This window comes from Liquorilactobacillus mali KCTC 3596 = DSM 20444, assembly GCF_000260415.1.
GTDB lineage: Bacteria > Bacillota > Bacilli > Lactobacillales > Lactobacillaceae > Liquorilactobacillus > Liquorilactobacillus mali.
The window spans coordinates 42341-66116 of the sequence record NZ_BACP01000048.1; the positions used below are offsets into that span (position 1 = coordinate 42341).

General features: G+C 36.3%; 17 protein-coding genes. 13 read left to right on the forward strand and 4 right to left on the reverse strand.

Annotated elements, in window-relative coordinates:
• Positions 1-236 precede the first annotated feature (236 nt).
• Positions 237-1634 carry a hypothetical protein gene (locus GSM_RS08755; RefSeq protein ID WP_003689148.1) on the forward strand — a complete coding sequence of 466 codons (1398 nt, stop codon included), beginning with the start codon at positions 237-239 and terminating at the stop codon, positions 1632-1634.
• A 35-nt stretch (positions 1635-1669) separates the two neighbouring features.
• A complete protein-coding gene (locus GSM_RS08760; RefSeq protein WP_003689147.1) occupies positions 1670-3985 on the forward strand; it encodes a lectin-like domain-containing protein in 2316 nt (771 codons plus the stop codon).
• A 190-nt stretch (positions 3986-4175) separates the two neighbouring features.
• On the opposite strand, the gene budA is transcribed toward GSM_RS08760, so the two are convergent.
• Positions 4176-4889: an acetolactate decarboxylase gene (gene budA / locus GSM_RS08765; RefSeq protein ID WP_003689145.1), complete on the reverse strand. Its 714-nt coding sequence runs from the start codon at positions 4887-4889 to the stop codon at positions 4176-4178.
• Positions 4890-5211: 322 nt separating this feature from the next.
• On the opposite strand from budA, the gene croR reads away from it, so the two are divergent.
• The 4 genes from croR (at position 5212) to GSM_RS08785 (ending at position 11870) form a co-directional block, all read left to right on the forward strand.
• On the forward strand, positions 5212-5901 hold the full coding sequence (gene croR, locus GSM_RS08770; RefSeq protein ID WP_003689142.1) for a response regulator transcription factor CroR: 690 nt from the start codon (positions 5212-5214) through the stop codon (positions 5899-5901).
• Positions 5902-5916: 15 nt separating this feature from the next.
• Positions 5917-7080 (forward strand): sensor histidine kinase, encoded by a 1164-nt coding sequence (locus GSM_RS08775; protein ID WP_003689140.1) that lies wholly within the window; start codon positions 5917-5919, stop codon positions 7078-7080.
• Positions 7081-7149: 69 nt separating this feature from the next.
• Entirely contained in the window at positions 7150-8481 is a 1332-nt protein-coding gene (locus GSM_RS08780; protein ID WP_003689138.1) for a serine hydrolase, read from the forward strand.
• Positions 8482-8690: 209 nt separating this feature from the next.
• Positions 8691-11870: a YhgE/Pip domain-containing protein gene (locus GSM_RS08785; protein WP_010078133.1), complete on the forward strand. Its 3180-nt coding sequence runs from the start codon at positions 8691-8693 to the stop codon at positions 11868-11870.
• 281 nt (positions 11871-12151) lie between these two features.
• On the opposite strand, the gene GSM_RS08790 is transcribed toward GSM_RS08785, so the two are convergent.
• A complete protein-coding gene (locus GSM_RS08790; protein WP_003689133.1) occupies positions 12152-13480 on the reverse strand; it encodes an MFS transporter in 1329 nt (442 codons plus the stop codon).
• Between the two features lie 590 nt (positions 13481-14070).
• On the opposite strand from GSM_RS08790, the gene GSM_RS08795 reads away from it, so the two are divergent.
• From GSM_RS08795 to ilvD, 7 genes are all read left to right on the forward strand, one after another.
• On the forward strand, positions 14071-14286 hold the full coding sequence (locus GSM_RS08795) for a hypothetical protein (protein WP_003689131.1): 216 nt from the start codon (positions 14071-14073) through the stop codon (positions 14284-14286).
• Positions 14287-14640: 354 nt separating this feature from the next.
• Entirely contained in the window at positions 14641-16293 is a 1653-nt protein-coding gene (gene ilvB, locus GSM_RS08800) for a biosynthetic-type acetolactate synthase large subunit (protein WP_050901471.1), read from the forward strand.
• A gap of 197 nt (positions 16294-16490) precedes the next feature.
• Positions 16491-17501, forward strand: a complete 1011-nt coding sequence (gene ilvC, locus GSM_RS08805; RefSeq protein ID WP_003689128.1) for a ketol-acid reductoisomerase — start codon at positions 16491-16493, stop codon at positions 17499-17501.
• A 93-nt stretch (positions 17502-17594) separates the two neighbouring features.
• Entirely contained in the window at positions 17595-18869 is a 1275-nt protein-coding gene (gene ilvA, locus GSM_RS08810) for a threonine ammonia-lyase IlvA (protein WP_003689126.1), read from the forward strand.
• 15 nt (positions 18870-18884) lie between these two features.
• The gene (locus tag GSM_RS08815; protein WP_003689125.1) at positions 18885-19667 is read left to right on the forward strand and encodes an ABC transporter ATP-binding protein; all 783 of its coding nucleotides are present in this window, start codon (positions 18885-18887) and stop codon (positions 19665-19667) included.
• A gap of 20 nt (positions 19668-19687) precedes the next feature.
• Positions 19688-20080 (forward strand): RidA family protein, encoded by a 393-nt coding sequence (locus GSM_RS08820; protein ID WP_003689124.1) that lies wholly within the window; start codon positions 19688-19690, stop codon positions 20078-20080.
• 12 nt (positions 20081-20092) lie between these two features.
• Positions 20093-21850, forward strand: a complete 1758-nt coding sequence (gene ilvD, locus GSM_RS08825) for a dihydroxy-acid dehydratase (protein WP_003689123.1) — start codon at positions 20093-20095, stop codon at positions 21848-21850.
• A gap of 325 nt (positions 21851-22175) precedes the next feature.
• Here the strand turns inward: ilvD and GSM_RS08830 are convergent, their stop codons facing one another.
• On the reverse strand, positions 22176-22946 hold the full coding sequence (locus tag GSM_RS08830) for a CPBP family intramembrane glutamic endopeptidase (RefSeq protein ID WP_003689122.1): 771 nt from the start codon (positions 22944-22946) through the stop codon (positions 22176-22178).
• 206 nt (positions 22947-23152) lie between these two features.
• The gene (locus GSM_RS08835) at positions 23153-23764 is read right to left on the reverse strand and encodes a helix-turn-helix transcriptional regulator (RefSeq protein WP_003689121.1); all 612 of its coding nucleotides are present in this window, start codon (positions 23762-23764) and stop codon (positions 23153-23155) included.
• Positions 23765-23776 lie beyond the last annotated feature (12 nt).

Here is a 23776-nt window from a genome sequence, read left to right on the forward strand (position 1 = left end):
TTTTATTAGCAAAAAAGTGCATAAAGCTTTTAATGACAGATGTGTAATGAATGTTTTTAATTGTTTAAAAAAAAGAAAAAAAGAAACCAGAATAAATTTTTGGAGCGATATAATTACTGTATGTTCAAGATAAATAAAAATTGGTTTAACAATTTTGTATAACTTTTGAAACTAATTTGATATAATTGAGAAAAATGAAGTCAAATACTAGCTTTTTGAGTAAAGGTGTACAAATTATGGAATTTTTGAATGTCTTGAATGATTTTGAACGTGACAAAATTGACCTATTTACAGCAATTTTGGATAATCCCAACAGTGAAATTGAACTTAAAAGTTTGCAAGAGAGCATGAATATGTCTCGTTACAAAATTGCGAATCTATTGGAGAGCCTAAATTATGATATTAAGCTATTGACGGAGTATCCAGGTATGGTTATTAATACACACACAGTTATTCCTGCCAAGAATTTTTCGCGTCATACATTAAGTATGATAAAAAAGTATTATTTTGAATTATCACCAATTCGAATTCTGATGGTAGAGATTCTTAGTGGGGGAGATTTTCCGAGCTTTCAGAAGATAGAAATAAAATATTCGTGGCCAAAAACCTTTTTCTACCAACAAAAAAATAAGTATGACAAATTGTATGAGGAATTTTCGCTCACTCGTTATGCAGATGAAGAAGCTAGTTTACGGTATTTCATCTATAATTCTTTTGTCTTTTTTGGTGCTTTTCCCCAGAAACTTGAACGATTAAGTATGAGAAATTTTAATGTTTCGCAAACTATTTCAAATATACAAAAGTTTAAGGCGGAATTAATGCTTTGGATTATAGAGAAGAGAGTACTGAACAAGAAGTTTATTTCAGATAGCAGTTTGGTTATTGCTAATGAATTAGCTGAACCTTCATTATTAAGTTTCTTACCAATATCAAGGAAAAAATTATTGAGGGAATCACTATTCATTATTCAATTTTATTATTATACGGGAATATTTAACGTTGAGAAATTAACGATAAATTCGTTTAAGAAGGAAGAACGCGAAAAATTCAGAAAAATATCGCTAGTACTTTTAAATGGCATAAAAGATTTAATTAGTGAGAATGATAGTTATCAGGACGAGGAAGCAAAACTTTGCAATGAGATTAGTTCACAAGTAATTTTGGATAAGATTTGTTTTATCCAGACGGATCAGTTTAGTTTAAACATTCAGTATTTTGCAGATGTTTATCCATTTTTAGATAACAAGGTAAGAAGAGTAGTCGATGGGATAGCCCAGCACTGGGTACTTCCCGATAAAAAAAGGGCATATTTTAACATAATGACTTTGATGCTTACCTCTAAAATTCCTTTTTCAAAGAGGGATCGAGTAACACTATGTATAGATTTTTCGGGTGGCCCATATGTAAATTCTTATATTCTGAGTCTTTTTAAGAGTTACGTGAATATTAATGTGAGTGTTTCAAATGTATTGACAAGTGAAACAGATTTATATCTAAGTGACCAGTATATTGAGTATCATCTGTTTAACCAAGTTATTTGGCTAAAGCCGCCAACACCACTTGATTGGGCTGAACTGGGCGAGAAGATAGTGGAAATAAAGCAACGTAAGTATCGATCAAGTAAAACAAATTAAGAAAACTATTATTACTGGCGTGGGGAGGGAAGCGCATGAGAAAAAAAGCTAGAATAATAAGGAAGAAAAATACTTTGGTTCTCACAAGTTTAGTCACAGGGGCCCTAATTTCTGTTCCTATTACTTCTAATATTAATGCGGCTACTCCTGAAATAAGTACAGAGGAAACAAATCCAGCAGCAGATCAATCTAATACTGATGCGTATACGACAATTTCAAAAGATGATTTCCTGAATTATTTTACACAAAATGGGAATGCGGTTAATAATTACGATAGTTCAACTGGCATACAAGTTTTTACTACAACTACCAGCCAAGCAGGAAACATTACTTTTAAAGGATTAATTAATTTAAACAATTCTTTTGAAATAAAAGGTGCAATCAATGTTGGAAAGAGTACAGCCGCAAATAAGGTTGCTGATGGCATTGGCTTTGCCTTTTACCAAGGCGATAGAAGCCAATATAGCAGCAGTAATAATATTTATGGAGGAAATGTTGGAATATATGGTGTTCCAAGTGTGTTTGGTTGGAAGCTTGACACATATGCGAATTATGGTGGGGTAGATGGTGATTCAGATGAAGGATTGCCAACACCATATGGAGCATTTGTATCAACAGATTCAACTGGAAGAGGAACAATTGATCAACAATCTGTACAAGGGATGGGATCAGATTTTGAGGATGGTCAATTGCACGATCTGGATATAAAGTACGATTCAGCAACTAAAATACTTAGTGTTGTGCTAGATAATACAACTTTCAGTGAGAGCTTAGCTAGTAAGATAAATTCCCAAAATCCACAGTATTCATTCTCAATTGCTGCTTCAACGGGCGCATTTTCGGCTGAACAAACATTTAGATTTGATTATATGAAGTATGTAGCTTCACAGAATGCGACAATCAATTATATAGATGAGAATACAGGTAAAATACTGGACTCAAGTAGTATTAGCGGAAATTCTAATTCAATAATCAAATATCCTGATGCAAAGATAGAAGATTATAAGAATGAGGGATATGAAATTGACACTACTAAAACAGATTTGACGAGTTCCTCTCGCTTTGATGTTGATGATACAAAAGATCAGACCTTTTCGGTGTATTTGAAACACAAAACAACTAAGACGAATACAGAGAAAACTGTACAGCAAAAGATCAGTTATGAGTATGAGGACGGAGAAAAAGTAGCTGCTGATAGCATTCAAAAATTGGTATTTACTAATGAAGTTATAAAAGATGAAGTGACAGGTGAAACAACGAGCACATGGACACCAGAGAATGGAACCACTTTTGGCGAAGTTGTTTCACCAGAAATTAAGGGATATACTGCAGACCAGGCAACGATTCCGGAGACTGACAATATAAGCCAAGACAGCAGCGATACAGACTATGTTGTTAAGTATTCACCAAAAGATGAGCAAATTATAATACGGTTTATTGATAGTTCGACGGGTAATGTGATTCTTGAAAAACAACTTAATGGTAAGTTTGGGACAACTTCAAGCTATAAATTAACAGATGATATAGCATTAATTGAAAATCAGGGATACTTTGTTAAGTCTAGCACCCTACCAACAGATGGCATTGAATTTGCTCAAGATGGACAACCTACAGTTTATGAAGTCAACTTATTACCAATTGAAATAAATCCTAATCCGGTGCCTGTTCCTGATTCAAGTTCAGAATCGAACTCGGAAACAAGTTCAGATTCAAGTTCAGAATCAAATTCAGAATCGAGCTCGGAATCAAGTTCGGAGTCGAATTCGGAAACAAGTTCAGAATCAGATCAAAAAGTATATCCGCAAGTTCCAATGATGAGTGATATTGACGGCTTGGATGAAACTGATGAAGATGAAGTGAGCTCAGTTGAAAAACAACAAATTGAGGATGAAACAGTAAGTTATGTTTACTTTATTAATCAAGATACAGGTAAAATTGTAAAGGCTGATATATTACCGAAACAAGATGGCTTTTATCCAATCAATGTTGTGGCCTCCACCATGCAAAAATATGGTTATCAGCTGCAAAATAATTGGAATGGAATTTATAACAATTCGGATGGAAACCAGAAAGATATTAAGGTATATGTCTCAAAGAAAACAAAATTTCAAAATTTTGTTAAACCGGCAATAGAAGATTATTATACGCAGGGAAGTAACTACAGTTTCAGGGATAATATGAGTCAAAGCCATAATGCATTACTCAATCAGTTTTTTAGTTCTTCAAGTAGTGCAGTTGATGTCAATCATACGCTGATCCCCAAAGTTGGCGGTGGCGGTGCAGGAACCGGACATGAAGTTGCTAAGATTCTTGCAGTTTTGGCGTATTCTGTCAACTTTAGCAGACGATGATGCCAATATGAAAATAATTTTTTATTAGAGTTGAGTGCCATGCTGGTTTAAGGAACGTGGTTATCCAGAATAAGTAGAGGAGCCAAGTCAAAATTTAACCTTTGACTTAGCTCCTTTTTTATCAAGTATAAACGTATTTGAGAATCACTCGTTAATATTTAAAACAATTTGGAAGATTTTGCAATTATTGTTATTCAGCATCCGCAATTGCTTTAGCTATATCATCTTTTGAGAAGTCATGACTCATGAATTCTTTATTGTCAACTGGTAAGTGCTGCTCAAGAGTATCAAATTGCTGTACTGAAACAGCTCCTTCTGCAATCTTGAAATCTAGGATGTGGCCTCCAAATAAATGATCATCAGCTAAGAAATGATTATGGAATCCTGCAACGGCTGCACCGTGAAACAGGGCTGGGGAATAGTAGCTCAGCATTGTTCCCTTGACATTTTCTGTTTCAAATATGCTCTGATTCTTTGCAGTCTCAGCGAGCGTTGAGAAAGGTCTTGATGATTTGACAACGGCTCTAGTCTTCATGTAGCTGAAGGTTCCCTTAACTAGGACTGAAAAGAAAGTATTTGAATTTGGTTTGCCTTCGAGTGCGGTTTTTTCAAAATCAGCCGATGTAGCATTGCTAATTGTACCAAGTTCAGTATAGTTAGCAAAATGGCTGTTAGCGAATGGCATGATAAAGTCATCTTTAAGTACGTTGGCACTTCCATGACTGTCCACTTGGTAGGGAATACCATTCAAAATAATGAGTTCACCGTCAAGGCCTTCACCAGTTCCAATACCAGTGTCGCCGTGAGTAAGTAACTCACCCATAGTGATTGTCCCAGTGAGAAGACCCGGAACAAGTAATGCAAGAGTTCCATGTTGGTAAAGTGTTTTTGAATTTTTTGTCATTATAATTAATAATCTCCTTATAAAAAAATCATAATATAGTCCAAAATGTCAATGACATCTCAACATTAAAATAATAACATAGATATTTTAAAATGGATTGCTTTGCGCACAAGATATTAATTTATGAATTTTTTGTGAATACCTTGAGAAATTACAAGACATATATGTGTTAAATCTTGATTTTAAGGAATTCTTTAGATACGATAGCCTTGTAGTTTGCTACAATTGACTTATAAAGTATGGTACTTTTACCATATGGTGCTTTGTAAGAATACATAACAAGGCATGGAAACTTTAATCTTATATCTGAGAGGTAAATATTATGAAAATATTAGTTGTAGATGATGATAAAGATATTGTAGAACTTTTGAGTATTTATATTGAAAATGAAGGTTACGAAGTTGAGAAGGCATATAATGGCAAGGAAGCAATTACAAAGTTAAATACTAATCCAGAAATCGGTTTGATGATTTTAGATATTATGATGCCGCAAATGGATGGCAGCGAGGTTATTAAGGAAGTTCGTAAAGATTCACAAATTCCCGTCTTAATGCTTTCTGCAAAGGCAAGCGACATGGATAAAATTCAAGGCTTGATTCAAGGCGCAGACGACTATGTAACGAAGCCTTTTAATCCGTTAGAAGTCATGGCACGTGTTAAATCATTACTACGACGTGCAGAACACATGGTTAAGAATGAGACACCGGATATTTTAAAAGTTGGACCATTAGTGATCAAGAAAGACTCACATGAAGTTGAGACAACGGATGGTACATTAATTCAACTTACAGCTTTAGAATTTGGAATTTTATATTTATTGGCTAGTCATCCAAATCGTGTTTTTTCAGCAGATGATATTTTTGAGCGCGTTTGGCAGCAGGAATCTGTTGTTTCAGCAAAGACAGTGATGGTTCATGTTAGTCATTTACGTGATAAAATTGAAGAGGCCACTAATGGCGAGAAAGTTGTTCAAACCGTATGGGGTGTCGGTTATAAAGTAGAAACACATTAGAATGGAGCTGGTTAAGTGAAACTCACCGCACGTGAAAAGAGTGAATTGTTCGGTGAAGGAGTCGTAACCATTATTTTGCTCTTACTACTTAATTTATCGATATATGTGTTGTTGGATCAATTAATAGAGTCAAATCCAGAACTTGCTAACGGAATTTTTCAAATAAAGATGTCATTAGCATTTGGTCCAAACCATATTCAATTTTGGAGTTGGGGTTGGGTCTTTTTGACAGCAATGTTGATAATAGACGTGTTTATTGTTTATTGGCGTCTACTAAGAAGATATCGCCAAATGCAGTTACAGCACGTCATATTTGAGTTACACTATATTGCTGATGGGCACTTGGATCATCGAATCCCTTTCCGATTACAAGGAGATATGCAGCGTGTTATTTCAAGTATTAACGCACTCGTTGATAGTTCATTGCGGGCAATGGAAGAAGAGCGCAAGATCGAGCGGTCAAAGGATGAGCTTGTAACGAATGTTAGCCATGATATTAGGACACCTCTGACCTCGATAATTGGATACTTAGGATTGATTGAGGAAAAACAATATCATTCTGAAAAAGATATCTTGAAGTATACGCACACGGCCTATGTTAAGGCAAAACAAATGAAATTACTGGTAGAAGATTTATTTGAATATACAAAGGTAAGGCAGACGTCTACGCCACTTAAGTTGAGTCAGATTGATTTGGGACAGTTGCTTGAACAATTGGCTATATCTTTTGAGCTAGAGGCAAAAAAGAAGAATGTGGTTATCCAGACTGGAAAAGTAGAAAGCAAATTATTAATGGATGCGGATGCAGAAAAGTTGGTACGTGTATTTAATAATTTGATTACTAATGCTTTGAAGTATGGAGCGGGTGCCAAAACAATTTGTATTGATGCAAAGAAAGTATCCGAGAAAGAAATTGTTGTCAGTATATCTAATGATGGTAAGGCAATTCCTAAGAAGGCCTTGGCACAACTTTTTGATCGCTTTTATCGGGTAGAAAGTTCGCGTTCTAAGGAAACCGGTGGGAGTGGCTTAGGACTTGCGATTGCCTTGAGCATTGTTGAATTGCATCATGGGTATATTTATGCTGAATCAGATGATAAGTTAACAAGCTTTATTATGCATTTTCCAGTTAACCAGGAGATCGAGTTGCAGCGGGAAAAAGTTGAAGAAAAGGACTAATCGTTATTGTCACATTGGTCTTTTTTGGGTATTCTAGAATAGATCTAAAATTTGAAAGGACAGAAAAAAATGTTATTTAAAAGAACAAAAAATTTTTTCCTAGGCTTAGTAGTTGCAACTACGGCCTTTGCTGCAAGCGCAGGAATATTTGGTGTACCACAAGTTAGTGCGGATAGTACCAATGTACAGGATTTGAATTTGGACGTTAAGTCTGCAATTGCTGTGGATGCAAAGACTGGCCAGATTCTGTATGCAAAAAATGAAAATCAGGCTCTGCCAATTGCATCTATGAGTAAATTGATTTCAATTTATTTGGTATTACAGGCAATTAAAGAAGGAAAACTATCATGGAATCAGAAGGTCTCGGTTGATAGTGATTCTTATGAGGTGAGTCAAGATACGACAATGTCAAATGTGCCATTATTGAAAAATCATACATATACAGTTAAACAGCTTTATCAAGCAAGTTTGATTTATTCGGCTAACGGTGCAGTCATGACACTTGCCAATGCGGTGTCCGGATCACAAAAGAAGTTTGTTGATAAGATGAGGTCTTTAGTTAAGAGCTGGGGTATTAAAGATGCTGAATTATATACTTCATCGGGGCTCGATAATGATCAAGTAGGCAATGCTAAGTATCCAGGTGCTTCATCGGATGCAGTTAATAAGTTGTCTGCAAAGGATATGGCACTTGTAGCAGAGAAAATCCTGAAGTATTATCCGGACATCTTAAAAACGACAAGTATCACAAAAATGAAGTTCAATAATGGTACTAGTGAAACTGAAATGGAAAACTGGAACTGGATGTTGAAGGGATTATCGAGTGCGTACACTGAATTGCCAGTTGACGGATTGAAGACAGGAACGTCAGATTCCGCCGGAGCCGATTTTACCGGAACGGTTCACAAAGATGGCCACCGGATAATAACTGTTGTAATGGGTGCTCAACATACGAGCGATACAGATATGTCCAGATTTACCCAAACACAAAAATTGATGTCGTATGTGTATAACAACTTTACTTATACGAAGATTGCTGCTAATCAGACATTTAAGAAAGCAAGTTCTTTACCTACATTCCATGGTAAAAAATTAACTGCTAAGGTTGTTAACCAGAAGTCTACTAATATTTGGCTTAAGAATGGTGTATCATCCAAGAACATCTCAGCGAAGTTAGCCGCGAATAAGAAATTATATAAGAACGGTGGTTTAGAAGCACCTTTGGCGAAGGGTAAGAATGTAGGTACTTTATCGCTTAGTGTTAAAGGACAGCAACTAAGTTTCTTAAACGGTTCAACCAAATTGAAGCTAGCAGCGGTGAATACACAAAAGATAGAGAAAGCAAATATCTTTGTTATCATGGGTCGCTCAATTAAAAACTTTTTCAGTAATTTGTTCTAAATAGTTTATATACATTGAAAGCTAGCCTTATAAAGAGGCTAGTTTTTTTGTGCATTTCAATTGATATTGCTAATTTATTAAGAAATTCATAAGGTTAATTAATGAAAAGGACAAGTACATGGTATTCTTGTTTTTCGTGGATGTTGAGTGTATATTATAGATTGTTGAAGTAGATGATTAAAAAATGTAGAGGTGAGAGAAAAGTGAATATGATTAAAGAAGAGTTCAAAAATATTTTGAATCACAAGTTGCTTATTGCTACCATTTCAGCAATTATGTTCATACCATTTTTGTACTCAGTATTCTTCTTGAAATCAGTATGGGATCCTTATGGCAATGCTGGGGACTTGCCTGTTGCTGTGGTCAATGAAGATCAGGCGGTCTCATACAACGGAAAGAAAATGCAAGTTGGGGACAAACTAGTTAAGGAATTAAAGAAAAATGACTCTTTGCAGTGGCATTTTGTATCTGCAAAGAAGGCTTTGGATGGGATGAAAAACAAGAAGTACTATACAATTATTACTATTCCAAAGAATTTTTCGAAAAATGCAACAACTGTCTTGAATAAGAATCCTAAGAAAATGAGATTAACTTATAAGACAAATGACTCTCTCAACTATATAGGTAAGGTTATTAGTGAAGAGGGGGCAAAGCAGCTTAACACTAAAATCAATGCGACTGTGACGAAGGCTTATGCAAAGACAATGTTTGCAACAATCAAGAAGGTTGGAACAGGTTTTACAACAGCTTCCAAAGGAGCTAATAAGCTAAAGAAAGGTTCAACGACATTATCAGATGGAATTAACACATATACTGCAGGTGTTAAGAAGATTAATGATGGTGTGATAGAGCTGCAAACAGGTGTCGTACCACTGAGCCAAGGTGTGATTAAGTTAACAACTGGGGCAACTGCGTTACAAAGTGGTGTATCAGAATACACAGCTGGTGTGGCTAAAGTTAATGATGGGACACAGAAACTGAATAACAGCACGGGTACACTTGCAAGTGGTGTCAGCAAATTAGCAACAGGTTCAAACACGTTAGCAAGTGGAATTTATTCATATACAAGCGGAGTTACCAAAGTTAACAATGGTGTCCAAACTTTGAATGGAAGTACAGGTACACTTGCAAGTGGTGTTGGTAAGTTAGCTACAGGTTCAAATACGTTGGCAAGTGGATTAGGGACCTATACGAGCGGTGTTGGTACACTATCAAGTGGATTAAGTAAACTTTCTAGTAATTCAGATACACTTAATAGTGGGATGCAGTCTTTAGCAAGTTCGACTTCACAACTACCAACAGCGGCTGCAGGTTTTTATGTCATGAATAATGTGTTGGCTCAGGATATTGATCAGATAAATAGTGCTCTTCAAGCAAATAAAGACAGTGTTTCCACTATGGCCAGTTCAATGGCTAAGGTAAATGAAGAGATGAATAGTACTGAATTTCAGACGCAGTTAGCTACATTGAAGGATTTGGCGGGGCAGACAAGTAATATTAAGTCTATGCTCGCAGAGTTACAAACGACATTGTCAACTGTAGCGGCTGCAAAGACAGAATTTAGTACTAGTTTAACAGCCAGCTTAAAGCAAATTGCAACTAATTCATCAACTGTCTCTGCACTTGCTAAAAGTATGCAGTCTGAAAGTAATATGACGGATGCAGATAAAGCAAAATTAGCACAAATTATAGCTTTGTCTGGTAGTGCATCGGATAGTAGTGCAAATACAAGCACTACAAGTAATATTGCTGAAATTAGTAATATTCAAGCAGCTGCGACAACATTAAGTGAAAAGACAGATTTATCATCACTTTCTGGTAAATTAGAACCAATGAATAAATTGGTATCAAAGATGGAGTCGTTGAGTACGGCTGTGGATAGTTTAGATAATCTAGTGACAACAAGCAATAGTTTAACGGATAGTGATGCACAAACAATGGTTAAATCAATTTTAACCTTAACTGATAAAGTAGCCGAACTAAAGGATCTATCAGATACCGCTGCAAGCAGTGCAAATACATTCAACTCAGAAATTAATGCAAGTAGTCCAAGTATTGATGCAACATCTTTAACTTCATCAAATGCTATTCAAAGCAAAGTTGCATCAATTGCAAGTACTTCCACTTTAAGTTCTGAGATTTCAAAATTAGTTAGTGGTGTATCAACTTATACAGCTGGGACTGATCAGGCAAGTTCGGGTGCAAGTAAATTGAGGGCTAATAATTCATCTCTTACGAGTGGAGCATCACAGCTTTCAACAGGTTTAGGAACGTTAAACAGCAATGTTCCAACTCTTGTCTCAGGAGTTAGTCAGCTCGCTTCTGGAACAGGTCAATTAGTTGCCAATAACAGTTCTCTTACAGGTGGAGCATCACAACTTGCAACAGGTTTAGGTACACTTAACAGCAATGTTCCAAATCTTGTTTCAGGTGTAAGTCAACTAGCAAGTGGGACAAGCCAGCTAAATAGCAATAGTGCTACTTTGAATAGCGGAACAGCACAGCTTGCAAGTGGTTTGAATCAACTTAATAGTAAAGTTCCAACACTTTCTTCTGGTGTTAACCAATTAGCAAGTGGGACAAGTCAGCTCAATGATAATTCTTCAAAATTGATACAAGGCTCATTGAAGTTAACTGATGGTAACAAGGCTCTTGCTAAGGCATTGGGAAAAGGTGCTAAGAAGGTAAATGCAGTTAAGACATCTAACAAGACAGCAAACATGTTTGCTACACCATCTAAACTGGCTCATAAGAATTATAGTACTGTTCCAAACTATGGGTACGCACTTGCACCATATATGCTTTCAGTTGCATTATATGTTGGTGCCCTAGTATTTAACTTAGTATATCCAATTCGTCGCCTGTCAACACCAGATGGTACAGGAACTGATTGGTTCTTGAGCAAGATTAGTATCGGTGCAGTGGTTGCTGTTGGGACAGCACTGGTTGAAACCTTGTTGATGATAGCAGTAGGGCTTGTACCTGACCATCCTGTACAAATGATTCTAAATGCAATAGTATTCTCGCTAACTGCGATGTACTTGATAATGTTCCTATCGATAGCAGGTGGAAATCCTGGGCGATTTGTTGCAATGATTCTCTTAGTCATTCAACTTGGGGGCTCAGGAGGATCGTTCCCAATTAATATTACAAATGGGATGGATGGATTCTTCCAGGCAATTAATCCATATCTGCCAATGACTTACTCAATTCTTGGGTTCCGTGAGGCTTTGACCTCTGGATTAGGTTCTGGTCAAGTTGTATTCTCGATTGGAATAATGTTTATTTTCATAGTGGTCTCATTATTATTACTATGGATAACAATGGTTACAAAAAGAAAGAATGGTTCGGTTAGTTATGCGGAACCAGCAACAGATGAAAAAGAATAACACAGATAATGGCCCCACTATTAGTAAGACACAAAGTGGGATAAAAAGAGTCTCTTCGGAGCTCTTTTTTTTTACAATAATAACAGTAATTTAAAAGCCTGGCGTCAGCTATGAACTATAAAAAAGTATCAGTTAGTGGTGTGATCATTAAGATACACTAAAAAATCAAACTTCAATAGAATATGTGAAGTTTGATTCGATAACAGTTATATTTTTAACAAATTTATAATATAAAATAAAATTGTAGAAGCATTTTACTACTTTATATGCCGATTTCTTGTTTATTCAGAAAAATCAACATCTTTTGTCTCTTTTACTGTCAGAAGTGAAATCAGGCAGGCAACAGCCATTATACCAAGGTAAAGCCCAACAAATTTTATTCCCCAATTAGCTGCTAACCAGGTTGCAATGGTAGGTGTAAATGCTGCCCCGACTATCGCTGCTAGATTGTAGGAAATCCCAGCACCAGAGTAGCGAACTTCTGTCTTGAATAGTTCGGGCAATAAAGCTCCAACTGGTCCAAAGGCAACTCCCATCAGGGTAAAACCAACGACCAAAAAGATAACAGCACCAGCAAAGTTACGCTGTCCTTGTAAGAGGTAGGGAAAGAGTAGAGAAAAGACAATCAACGCACTTGAAGAGGCTAACAAAACTCGACGGCGGCCGAAGACGTCAGCTAGTTTGGAAGCATATACGATTAAAAGCGCAAAGACAATAATAGCACCCATCAATAAAAATAAATATTCACGATTAGAAAAACCTAAATTGGTTATTGCATAAGTTAAAGACCAAGTTGCTAATGTATAGAATAATGTGTATGTCACTGCAACGATCAGAGTACCCTGAATAATTTGACGCCAAGATTTTTTAAACACGAGTACCAAAGGAGATTTAGAAGTTAGTTGTTTAGCTTGTGCTTGTCTAAATAAAGGAGTTTCTTGCATTTTTGTTCTGACCCAGAAACCAACAATTACTAGGACTGCGGAGGCGAGAAAAGGTACGCGCCATCCGAATGCAAGCATCTGACTAGGAGTTAAGAAAGACTCAAGCAGGAAGAACAAACCATTGCTTAAAAAGAAACCAAGTGGAGCTCCTAGTTCGGGGAAAGCACCATAGAGTGCACGTTTATCTTCTGGTGCATTTTCTGTAGCAACGAGTGCAGCACCCGACCATTCGCCTCCAAGTCCGATTCCTTGAATGAATCGACAAACACAGAGTAGGATAACAGCAAGTAATCCAAGAGTATTGTAATCAGGCAGCAGTCCAATTAATACAGTCGAACCACCCATGAGCAGTAACGAAACAACTAATGTCTTTTTGCGTCCAACCTTGTCTCCAAAATGACCAAAGACAAATGATCCGAGCGGTCGTGCAACAAAGGCTACACCGAATGTTAGCAAGCTTAGCAGTGTGGCAATTGTAGTTGTTACTTCAGGAAAGAAAACTTTTGGAAAGTATGTAGCAGCTGCTGTTCCATAAGCATAAAAATCAAAGAATTCAATTGCAGTGCCAATCATTGAAGCTAGGATTACTGTTTTGACAGAATCACGTGCCAAGGTTGGATGATTGAGATTTGGTAAGGTAACACTTGTTTTTGTAGCAGTAGTCATTATAAATATCCTCCTAAAATTATGATTTGAGTAATCACTGTTTTTTTATTTAACAATTTATTATGACATTTTAAATTCCCCCTTTTTAGAACAAAGAAAAAAGCCAAGAGCTTAAACAGCTCTTGGCTTGACCGAGGCTGTCCGCATTTGCGGACAACAAAAAGCAGCCCGCATTAGTTGATAATAATCGTGCTGATAATAATTAAAATTGTAATGTAAGCTGTCTCAGTCATTTTTAATCCTTCTTCTTTTTTTATTAATTGTGAATATACACACAAAAAACTTTTTTGTCAAACTTTTTTACAAAAATAATCAGATTATAAATTTAAGAAAATTAAAAATACCCTTGTTATAGGGTTTTAAGACTTAAAAGAATAATAAAATAAAATTGTTTAGAAACTTTTTTTGATTTTTATGAAAAAAGTGGGTTGACTAAAAAAAAGAAGGCGCGTAGTATAACTCTCGTGAAATGAATTTATACTCAGGTAGTTTTAATTATTAGCTTAGAATTTATTTAAGTAACAGTTGTCTTAACTTGTATGCAACATGTCACTTTTACTCTAACTTAGTTAGTGGTTGGGGGGATGTTCATGGAGTTAAAGTACGAGATGCAGGTATGTTGTAATTGTGGCATGGTCGTACCACAAGGTAATTATTGTGTTGAATGTGGCAAAAAATTTGTAAATACTTTAGACAAAAGAGAAGAAATTGCAGTTGGAATTTGTGTTAATTGCGGTTCTTTAACGCCTAATAGAGAGTATTGTTCAGCATGTGGGTATGACAAGGATTATACACAATTATTTTAATTAATATAGAATTTTAATTTGTAAGGAGGTTGAATCACATGAGCATGGGAAAAATGAATAGAAGTTACCTAGTGAACATTATTATTATTAGCTTAGTCATTATTAACACATGCGATTGTGATTTGATGTCTAGGTAATTTTTAGTTGCCTAAGAAATTAGAAATCCATCGCATGAACTAATGTAGTGTGATGGGTAAGAAGGAAACATCCATCACGGAAAATGATGGATGTTTTTTTATGTAAAAAAGATGATAAAGGGAGGTGATTCAAGGTTTTTCATAATCAATTTTAAGTGGAGGTGATGATTTGTTAGGACAGCTAAGAAGAAATTCTACAGCAAATTCTACTAAGAAAATGGGTGCCGACCTACTTTTGGATGAACTTGTGAAACAAAAAGTAAAAGTTGTGTTTGGTTATCCAGGTGGTGCGGTTTTGCCCCTCTATGATGCGATCTACCGAAATTCATTTCACAATATTCTAGTGCGTCACGAACAAGGTGCGGTTCACGCTGCAGAAGGTTTTGCAAAGTCAACGGGTGAGGTTGGGGTTGCTTTTTTAACATCAGGACCGGGAGCAACAAACGCAATTACAGGAATTGCAGATGCAAAAAGTGATTCTGTTCCGCTTGTAGTATTTACTGGACAAGTTGCGACTACTGCTCTAGGAACAGATGCCTTTCAAGAAGCCAAGATTATTGAGATAACAAGGCCTATCACGAAAAGAAGTTGGCAAGTTACAACTGCCAAAGAATTGCCTGAAGTAGTCCGCGAAGCATTTAAGTTAGCTGCAAGTGGAAGACCTGGTCCAGTTGTTGTGGATTTGCCAAAAAATGTTATGAAGGAATTTGCCAGCACTTCAACTAGTTTAGCGAAAACAGGCAAGGATTCATTAAAGATGGGTAGAGTAGCAAGAGAAAAATTAGTTGAGAAATTACGGAAGTCTAAGAAGCCGCTTTTGCTTATAGGAGGAGGAATTGTCAGTGCCAATGCAAGTCAGGAAGTTAGGAGATTTGTAGAAAAACACCAGATTCCTGTTGTTTCAACAATGCTAGGCTTAGGAGTTGTACCAAAAAATGAGAAATTTTTCTTAGGGATGGGAGGAATGCATGGTACATATGCAGCCAACATGGCATTAGCTGAATGTGATTTTTTATTGAATGTTGGTTCAAGGTTTGATGACCGATTGGCAACTAACCCATCCGAGTTTGCACCCAAGGCATGGATTGCTCATTTTGATATTGATCCGCATGAGTTGAACAAAATTATTGTGGCTGACTTGGCCAAAGTAGCCGATGCTAAGGATGTATTCCAACAGTTACTAAAAGTCAATTTTGAATTAGGAAAAATCGATCAGTGGCGACTGCAGCTGCAAAGCTGGCAAAAGCAATATCCATATCATTATCAACAGCAAAAAGGAGTCATAAAACCGCAAGAAGTTATTGAAGAAGTGGGAAAACTGACGCGTAATGAAGCTATCATCGTGACAGATGTAGGACAGCATCAAATGTGGGCCGCGCAGTATTATCCATTTTGTAAACCAAGACAATTAATAACAAGCGGTGGATTGGGAACGATGGGTTTTGGATTACCAGCTGCGATAGGTGCAAAACTTGCCCATCCAGAGACGTCAGTCGTGTTATTCGTCGGCGACGGCGGATTTCAAATGACACTTGAAGAACTTGCGGTAATTAAACAATATGATTTAGATTTAAAAATTATTCTTATCAATAATCATGCATTAGGAATGGTAAGACAGTGGCAAGATTTATTTTACAAAAAAAGACGTTCACAAACGATTTTTGATAAGCAGCCGAATTTTCTTGGTATTGCTCAAGCATACGAAATTGAAAGTATAAAACTTGATCCGAATAATTGGAAAGAAGCATTGGCAGATGTTTTTTCCCAGAAACACTGTGTCTTGGTAGAGGCACCAGTGCCGCAACTTGAAGAGGTAACCCCGATGATAGCACCTGGGTCATCAAATCATGAGATGTTCGGAATCAAATAGAATGGGCAAAAAATATAGGCCAAAATAATTCAGAAAAACGGAATTGCCAAAAATGTTTGAGAACGCCAGATGACAATTGAATAAGCACAATGACGGTAATCATATGTTTATTTGCTATGCCAATCACAATTATATTTTACACAAATAATATGATATATGAAAGCTTATTATACTAAAAACTTTGGAGGAAAATGAAAATGTCAGTTGATATGTTATATGGAAAAGATGTTACTACTAATTATTTGGAAGGTAAGAAAGTTGCGTTTATCGGATATGGCGCACAAGGGCATGCACAAGCAAATAATTTGCGTGATTCAGGTGTAGACGTAATTGTTGGAATACGTCCAGGAAAATCATTTGATAAAGCAAAGAATGATGGTTTTGAAGTGTACTCAGTTGCTGAAGCTGCAAAAAAGGCAGATTGGGTACAAATGCTTACTCCGGATGAAGTCATGTCGGATATTTACAAAAAAGAAGTTGCACCATACCTTGAAGCCGGTAATGTATTAGGATTTTCACACGGTTTTAACGTTTATTACAAAGAAATTGTTCCACCTGAAGATGTGGATGTTGTAATGATGGCACCAAAGGGACCAGGTAACTTATGCCGCAGAACTTATATGGAGGGATTCGGTGTTCCTGCACTTTACGCAACTTACCAAGATGTATCAGGACATGCAGAGGATCTTGCAAAAGAATTTGCAAAGGCTAATGGGGCAGCAAGAGCTGGATTGCTGAAGACAACATTCAAAGAAGAAACTGAAGAAGATTTATTTGGTGAACAAAATGTTTTAATGGGTGGTGTAACAGCCTTGATCGAGACTGGCTTTGAAGTATTGGTTGAGGCCGGATACTCTCCAGAACTTGCTTATTTTGAAGTGGACCATGAGATGAAATTGATATGTGACCTGATCTATGAGGGTGGCTTTGCCAAGATGTACAGAGACTGTTCAAATACATCCGAATATGGTTCATATACACGTGGACCAAAAGTTGTTAATGAGGAGTCTAAAAAAGCAATGAAGGAAAACTTGCATGAAATCCAAGATGGTTCATTTGCCAAGGAATTCATGGCAGATTATCGTAATGGATTTAAGAAACTATACGATTATCGCGGTAAGATGGAACAATCGCAATTACAAAAAGTCGGTGAAGAGTTGCGTACTAAGATGCCATTTGTTAAAGAGGCAGATAAGTACAGTGATTAGTCTCGTGGGTTAATAATGTTTTTTCTAACAGATTGGGTTTGTGTTACTCAATCTGTTAATACATAAATTTATAGTAAGGAAAGGGTGAGATTATTGAATGTATTGACCAAGGAAAAATTATTAAAAAAGGAGAATGTGCAGCAAGCTTATGAGGTTCTTAAACCGGTTGTGCGACATACACCTTTGCAATATGATGCATATCTTTCACAGAAATATAATTGTCAAGTCTATCTAAAGAGAGAAGACTTACAAGTTGTCCGTTCATTCAAGCTACGGGGTGCATATTATGGGATAGCACAATTGTCAGATGAAACCCGGAAAAAGGGAGTTGTTTGTGCTAGTGCTGGCAACCATGCTCAGGGAGTAGCCTGGACTTGCAAAAAGCTGGAGATTCCAGCAGTCATCTTTATGCCAACCACTACACCAAAGCAAAAAATTGATCAGGTTAAGTTCTTTGGAAAAGAATATGCAACAATTCAGTTAATTGGTGATACATTCGATGATTCCGCTGATGCTGCACAAAAATATTGTCAGAAAAAAAGCCTTACATTTATTGCACCATTTAATGATTTGCAGACTATGTCAGGCCAAGGTAGTGTGGCTGTTGAAATTTATCAGGATATGGTTAAAGACAAGATCCAGGTTGATTATCTACTGAGTGCAATAGGAGGCGGTGGCCTAATTAGTGGAATTTCAGCCTACATGAAAGCAGTTAATCCACAGACAAAAATTGTTGGAGTTGAACCAGATGGAGCGGCTTCAATGACGGAAGCTTTCAAGGTTGGACACCCAGTGGCTTTGCAAACGATGGACAAATTTGTTGATGGAGCAGCAGTTAGTAAGGTAGGAGATCTGACATATCTTAATACACGAGAATATGTTGATCGATTGGTAACAGTGGCAGAAGGGCATGTTTGTACAACAATTTTAGAATTATACAATAAAGAGGCCATTGTTGCTGAACCGGCTGGGGCCCTAAGCATATCTGCTCTTGATAACCTAAGTGAAGAAATTGTTGGAAAAACTGTGGTTTGTGTGGTCAGTGGTGGAAATAATGATATTGGACGAATGCAGGAAATTAAAGAGCGCTCGTTAGTTTATGAAGGTGACCAACTGTATTATGTGGTGAATTTTCCACAGCGTCCGGGTGCATTAAAAGAGTTTGTAAATCAGATTTTAAATTCGGACGATGATATCACTAAGTTTGAGTATACGAAGAAGGTCAATCGTGGGAAAGGACCAGTTTTAATCGGAATTCGCTTAGGAAAAAGGGAAAATGTCAAACAATTGCAACGTAGATTGTATGCTTTTGATTCACGATACATTGACTTAAAAGAAAATCAGATGCTCTATGAAATGATGGTCTGACAGGAGGTCAAATTTTTGGGAAAAATCTTAGAATTCAAGGATGTTTCATTAAAACGCGGAGAAAAAGTTATTTTAAAAGAAGTAAATTGGACAATTAAGTCCAAAGAAAATTGGGCAATATTAGGATTAAATGGTGCCGGAAAAACAACAATGTTAAAGATGATCCATGGTGATTTGTGGCCATCGAGTGGGCAGCTTGAGGTCTTAGGAAATATATTTGGAAAATCTAACATTTCTTTGTTAAGACGTAAAATCGGTTGGGTCAGCAGTGCTCTGCAAGATTGGCTCCACCCGGGCGATTTAGTAGAGCAAATTGTTCTGTCGGGTAAATTTGCAAGCATTGGGCTTTATGAAAACTATACAGTGGCAGAAATGCAGGAGGCAAAAGATCAAATTGCGCGTCTTGGTGGAGTAAATCTGATTGGAAAGACATATCGGGTGCTTTCTCAAGGAGAACGGCAGTTAGTCTTGATTGCGAGAGCCTTAATGGCTAAGCCAGAGTTACTAATTTTGGATGAGCCATGCAACGGACTCGACCTTTTTGCAAGAGAAAGACTGCTAAGCAAAATTGCTACGCTTGCTTCGAGTGAAGACAGTCCGGCGCTCTTAATGGTATCGCATTATACAGAAGAAATTTTACCGTGTTTTAGTAAGATAATGTTTTTAAAAAAAGGCAAGATTTATGCAGCTGGTCAGCGTGAAACTTTACTGACAACAGAAAAATTGAGTGATTTTTATGAAGCACCCATTAATATATTGATGAACGAGTCTAGGCGAGTCGTTGTTTATCCAAAATAACTGTAAAGGAGCTGAAAATTATGAATAAAGAAGTGAAGACCCAGAAAGCACCTAAAGCACTAGGTCCATATTCTCAAGCTGTTAAAAGTGGTAAGACACTATTTTGTTCTGGACAAATCGGTATTAATCCAGAAACAGGCAAACTTGTCTCAGATTCGAGTGTGAAAGAACAAGCTGCTCAAGCACTAAATAATCTGAAAGAAGTTCTGGAGGCAGCGCAACTGACTCCTCAAAATGTGGTTAAAGTTACAGTTTTCATGACTAATATTACTGATTTTAAAATCGTCAATGAAACTTATGCTAACTTTTTTGCTGATAATAAATGTTTGCCTGCACGCTCAGCAGTTGGAGTACAGGCATTGCCTGCGGGAGCACTTGTGGAAATCGAAGCAATTGCACGAAAAAATAATTAGGAGATGTAACAGATGAGTGATACTTTAAATTTTACTATTGATAGTGATGAAATCCAGAAAAGAAGCGATACGATTACTGAAGGTGTGGATCGAGCACCTGGGCGAAGTTTGCTATATGCCACTGGTCAAGTAAAAAATCCAGAAGATATGAAGAAACCTTTTATTGCGATCTGTAATTCTTACATTGAGATTATCCCAGGACATGTTCATCTGAGAGAGCTTGCAGAAGTTGCCAAAGAAGAGATTCGTAAAGCTGGAGGTGTACCATTCGAATTTAACACAATTGGGGTTGATGATGGGATCGCAATGGGACATATTGGAATGCGATATTCATTGCCCAGCCGCGATCTGATAGCTGATTCAGCCGAGACGGTTATTAATGCTCATTGGTTTGACGGGGTATTATTTATGCCTAACTGTGATAAAATCACTCCAGGAATGCTGATGGCAGCAGCAAGAACAAATGTTCCGGCAACATTTGTTTCAGGTGGTCCAATGAAGGCTGGTCTTGATCCCAAAGGGAAGGCAGCTACACTTTCAACTGTTTTTGAGGCAGTTGGAGCCTTTAAAGATGGGAAACTCAGCAAAGAAGATTTTTTGGAATTAGAACAAAATGCATGTCCCGGTTGTGGTTCTTGCGCCGGAATGTACACCGCAAACTCAATGAATTCGTTGATGGAAGCTCTAGGGATGGCCTTACCGTATAATGGAACGACATTGGCAGTATCACCAGAAAGACGTGAATTAGTTAGAAAAGCAGCACGTCAAGTAATGTACAATGTTGAACATAATATTAGACCGCGAGATATCATGACTAAAGAAGCTTTTGATGATTGCTTTGCATTAGACATGGCAATGGGCGGATCAACTAATACCGTATTGCATGGTTTGGCAATTGCTCATGAGGCTGGAATTGAATACAGTGAGGAAAGAGTCAACGAAATTGCAAAGAAAACGCCACATTTAGCTAAAATTGTACCATCTTCTTCTTGGACAATGGAAGATGTGCATCAAGCAGGTGGAATTCCCGCAATTATGAATGAATTAATTGAAAAAGGTGGTATTCTTCATCCTGATCGGATCACAGTTACTGGGAAGACGATTAGAGAAAATGTTGCTGGGGCACATACCTTGAATCCAGAAGTAATCCGTCCACTTGATAATCCTTACTCAGAACAAGGTGGTCTTTCAATTTTGTATGGTAATGTGGCAAAGGATGGTTCAGTAATCAAAGTTGCTGGGGTTGATCCAGACATTAAACGCTTTGTAGGAAAGGCAATTTGTTTTGATTCACATGATGCTGCTGTTACTGGAATTGATAATGGAAGTGTTAAAGCTGGACATGTCGTTGTTATCAGGTATGAAGGTCCAAAGGGCGGTCCAGGAATGCCTGAAATGCTTAACCCGACATCTGATATTATTGGACGCGGTTTAGGCCGAACAGTTGCATTGATCACTGATGGACGTTTTTCAGGGGCAACGCATGGAATATGTGTAGGCCATGTTTCTCCCGAAGCCGCTGCAGGTGGTGAAATTGCATTAATTAAAGACGGTGACCAAATCACGATCGATCTAGAGAAGAGGACACTTGATGTAGATGTAAGTCAAGATGAGTTGGAGAAGAGGAAAAAGGAGTTAAAGCCATTTGAACCCAAAGTGCGTTTTGGTTATTTAGCACGTTATCAGTACTTGGTAACTTCTGCAAATACTGGAGGAATTATGATGGGAGCAGATGAGTTATTTGGCCCAGCCCCAGCTCAAGATAATTAAATATGGAATAGAAAAGCTTGTTAACAGAAAGATTTTTGAATGAATGGGTCAAAAGTTATATTTTACTTCAGCCGCTTTCGTTAGTTTATAAGTCTATTCTTAAAATCTTGGTTCTAATAATAGGGTTTATTTATATTTAAATATGATTAGTGGACAGAAAAAGAAAGTTATTATCTTAATTTTGAAGACATTAAAAAAACGGGTTGACACTAGTGTTGTCAACTCGTTTTTAAGTTTACTTGAATAGTAATGACTATAATTTGCACATATGGGGAAATCTTAAAGGGTATACTTTTAATTAAGTTATTGATTAAAGTATTTATAGTCAATTGTTATTAAATATAGATTTATTTGTGTTAATAATACTTGTAGTCTTTGAGTTCCTAAGAAGTACAATAGCAGTTAATATATATATAAATTCAAGGAAGATGTTGCTAATAAGAGTTTGTTTTGTTGGACTTGCTGTAACAAAACCTTTCATCAATATAGTTGAAAAATCAAGAATAAAGTGAAAAAAGATTGGATACATTAAACTTCCGGTCCTTAAATAAATTGCAGCCAACAGTATTCCTAGGAAAAAAACACTAATCATTTGGAATAGCGTTCCAGATAAAGATTGGAAATTGATATTAACTGCATGCGATAGACTGAAAAGTATGCTCGTTAATAAGGTACTGATAAGGATACACTTATGAGAGCTTGACTTTATTTGTGTTAGAAAAGTATTAAGCAACAGCCCTCTAAAAAAGAATTCTTCAAAAACTGAGGCACTCCCAGCGATGATGAAGGCATGAAGAAAATTTGAATGCCATATGCTTATGGTTGAAAATACACCTGTAATTAGAATTAGACTAAAGATTAATGGAACCAAGTTAATCTTAATAACACTAAAAAAATTTTGTTTGATTCTTTTTAAAAAGTGAATGTGTAGAAAAAAGTGATTAATAACGTAAAAGGTGATTAGTAGAAAAAAATCTTGCAAAAACACTTTATAACTAACTGAAACATTTAGTACTAAAAAAAACCTATCAATTAAAATTAATTCCGTAAGCATCATAACCCAGAATAGGAAAGGAACGTACAACTTTTTTTTCATGATTTTTCCCCTTTATTTTTTAAATATTAAGTAAAAATTGTATTTATTTACTGTTAGAGTATAATACTCAAAAAAAATTAAAAACAAGCTACATATTGAAGACTTCCATGTGTCTTCAGTATGTAGCTTGTTTTTTAAGTAAGAAATTTCATTGATTTTACGTGGGAAAAGTAATGTTATAAAGAGAAAAGAAACAAAAAATTCAGTTAGAGATTACGTTTAAAAGAACAAATTATTATTAGACAAAAGGCAAGCAAACTAATAAGAACAAGTCTTCCTGTTACTAATCCAAATAAAAAATCTGCATTAGATGCTTTAAAGTAATTGAGAAAATTTTTGTCAAATAAAGAAATAAAAATGGTAGTAGTAAAAATAAAAGTGAACAGAAAACAAGTCTTCAACAAGTAGAAGACATTGCTAAAAATAGACCAATTTTGGAAACTAGAAATAAAGGCAAAGCTGTTTATAATAGCGGAAAATAATATCAAAAATGAGTGGAATCCATATGGATTAAAAAGATCTAAGCATAGTAATAGGATCACAAAAAAATTTAAAAAATAAGTAATTCGATTTGTTGCAGTGGCCTTTTTACTTTGCATGACTGAATTTTGACATGAAAAATTATTATCTTTAATGAAAGAATCAAGAGGGACATGATATATGTCACTTAGTTTTGCAATAGTAGCTATATCTGGAGTGCTATGAGCATTTTCCCACCCCGAAATAGTTTTTCGAGATACATTTAATTCTAAGGCAACTTGAGATTGCGTCAAATGTTGTGCTTGTCTATATAATTTTAGTTTTTCAGGTAATTCCAAAAAAGATTATCT

What these genes read in the sequence shown, in the direction of transcription:
- GSM_RS08755 (WP_003689148.1), top strand. Translation starts at nt 237, where the DNA reads ATGGAATTTTTGAATGTCTTGAATGATTTTGAACGTGACAAAATTGAC.
- GSM_RS08760 (WP_003689147.1), top strand. Translation starts at nt 1,670, where the DNA reads ATGAGAAAAAAAGCTAGAATAATAAGGAAGAAAAATACTTTGGTTCTC.
- budA (WP_003689145.1), bottom strand. Translation starts at nt 4,889, where the DNA reads ATGACAAAAAATTCAAAAACACTTTACCAACATGGAACTCTTGCATTA.
- croR (WP_003689142.1), top strand. Translation starts at nt 5,212, where the DNA reads ATGAAAATATTAGTTGTAGATGATGATAAAGATATTGTAGAACTTTTG.
- GSM_RS08780 (WP_003689138.1), top strand. Translation starts at nt 7,150, where the DNA reads ATGTTATTTAAAAGAACAAAAAATTTTTTCCTAGGCTTAGTAGTTGCA.
- GSM_RS08785 (WP_010078133.1), top strand. Translation starts at nt 8,691, where the DNA reads ATGATTAAAGAAGAGTTCAAAAATATTTTGAATCACAAGTTGCTTATT.
- GSM_RS08790 (WP_003689133.1), bottom strand. Translation starts at nt 13,480, where the DNA reads ATGACTACTGCTACAAAAACAAGTGTTACCTTACCAAATCTCAATCAT.
- GSM_RS08795 (WP_003689131.1), top strand. Translation starts at nt 14,071, where the DNA reads ATGGAGTTAAAGTACGAGATGCAGGTATGTTGTAATTGTGGCATGGTC.
- ilvB (WP_050901471.1), top strand. Translation starts at nt 14,641, where the DNA reads ATGGGTGCCGACCTACTTTTGGATGAACTTGTGAAACAAAAAGTAAAA.
- ilvC (WP_003689128.1), top strand. Translation starts at nt 16,491, where the DNA reads ATGTCAGTTGATATGTTATATGGAAAAGATGTTACTACTAATTATTTG.
- GSM_RS08820 (WP_003689124.1), top strand. Translation starts at nt 19,688, where the DNA reads ATGAATAAAGAAGTGAAGACCCAGAAAGCACCTAAAGCACTAGGTCCA.
- ilvD (WP_003689123.1), top strand. Translation starts at nt 20,093, where the DNA reads ATGAGTGATACTTTAAATTTTACTATTGATAGTGATGAAATCCAGAAA.
- GSM_RS08830 (WP_003689122.1), bottom strand. Translation starts at nt 22,946, where the DNA reads ATGAAAAAAAAGTTGTACGTTCCTTTCCTATTCTGGGTTATGATGCTT.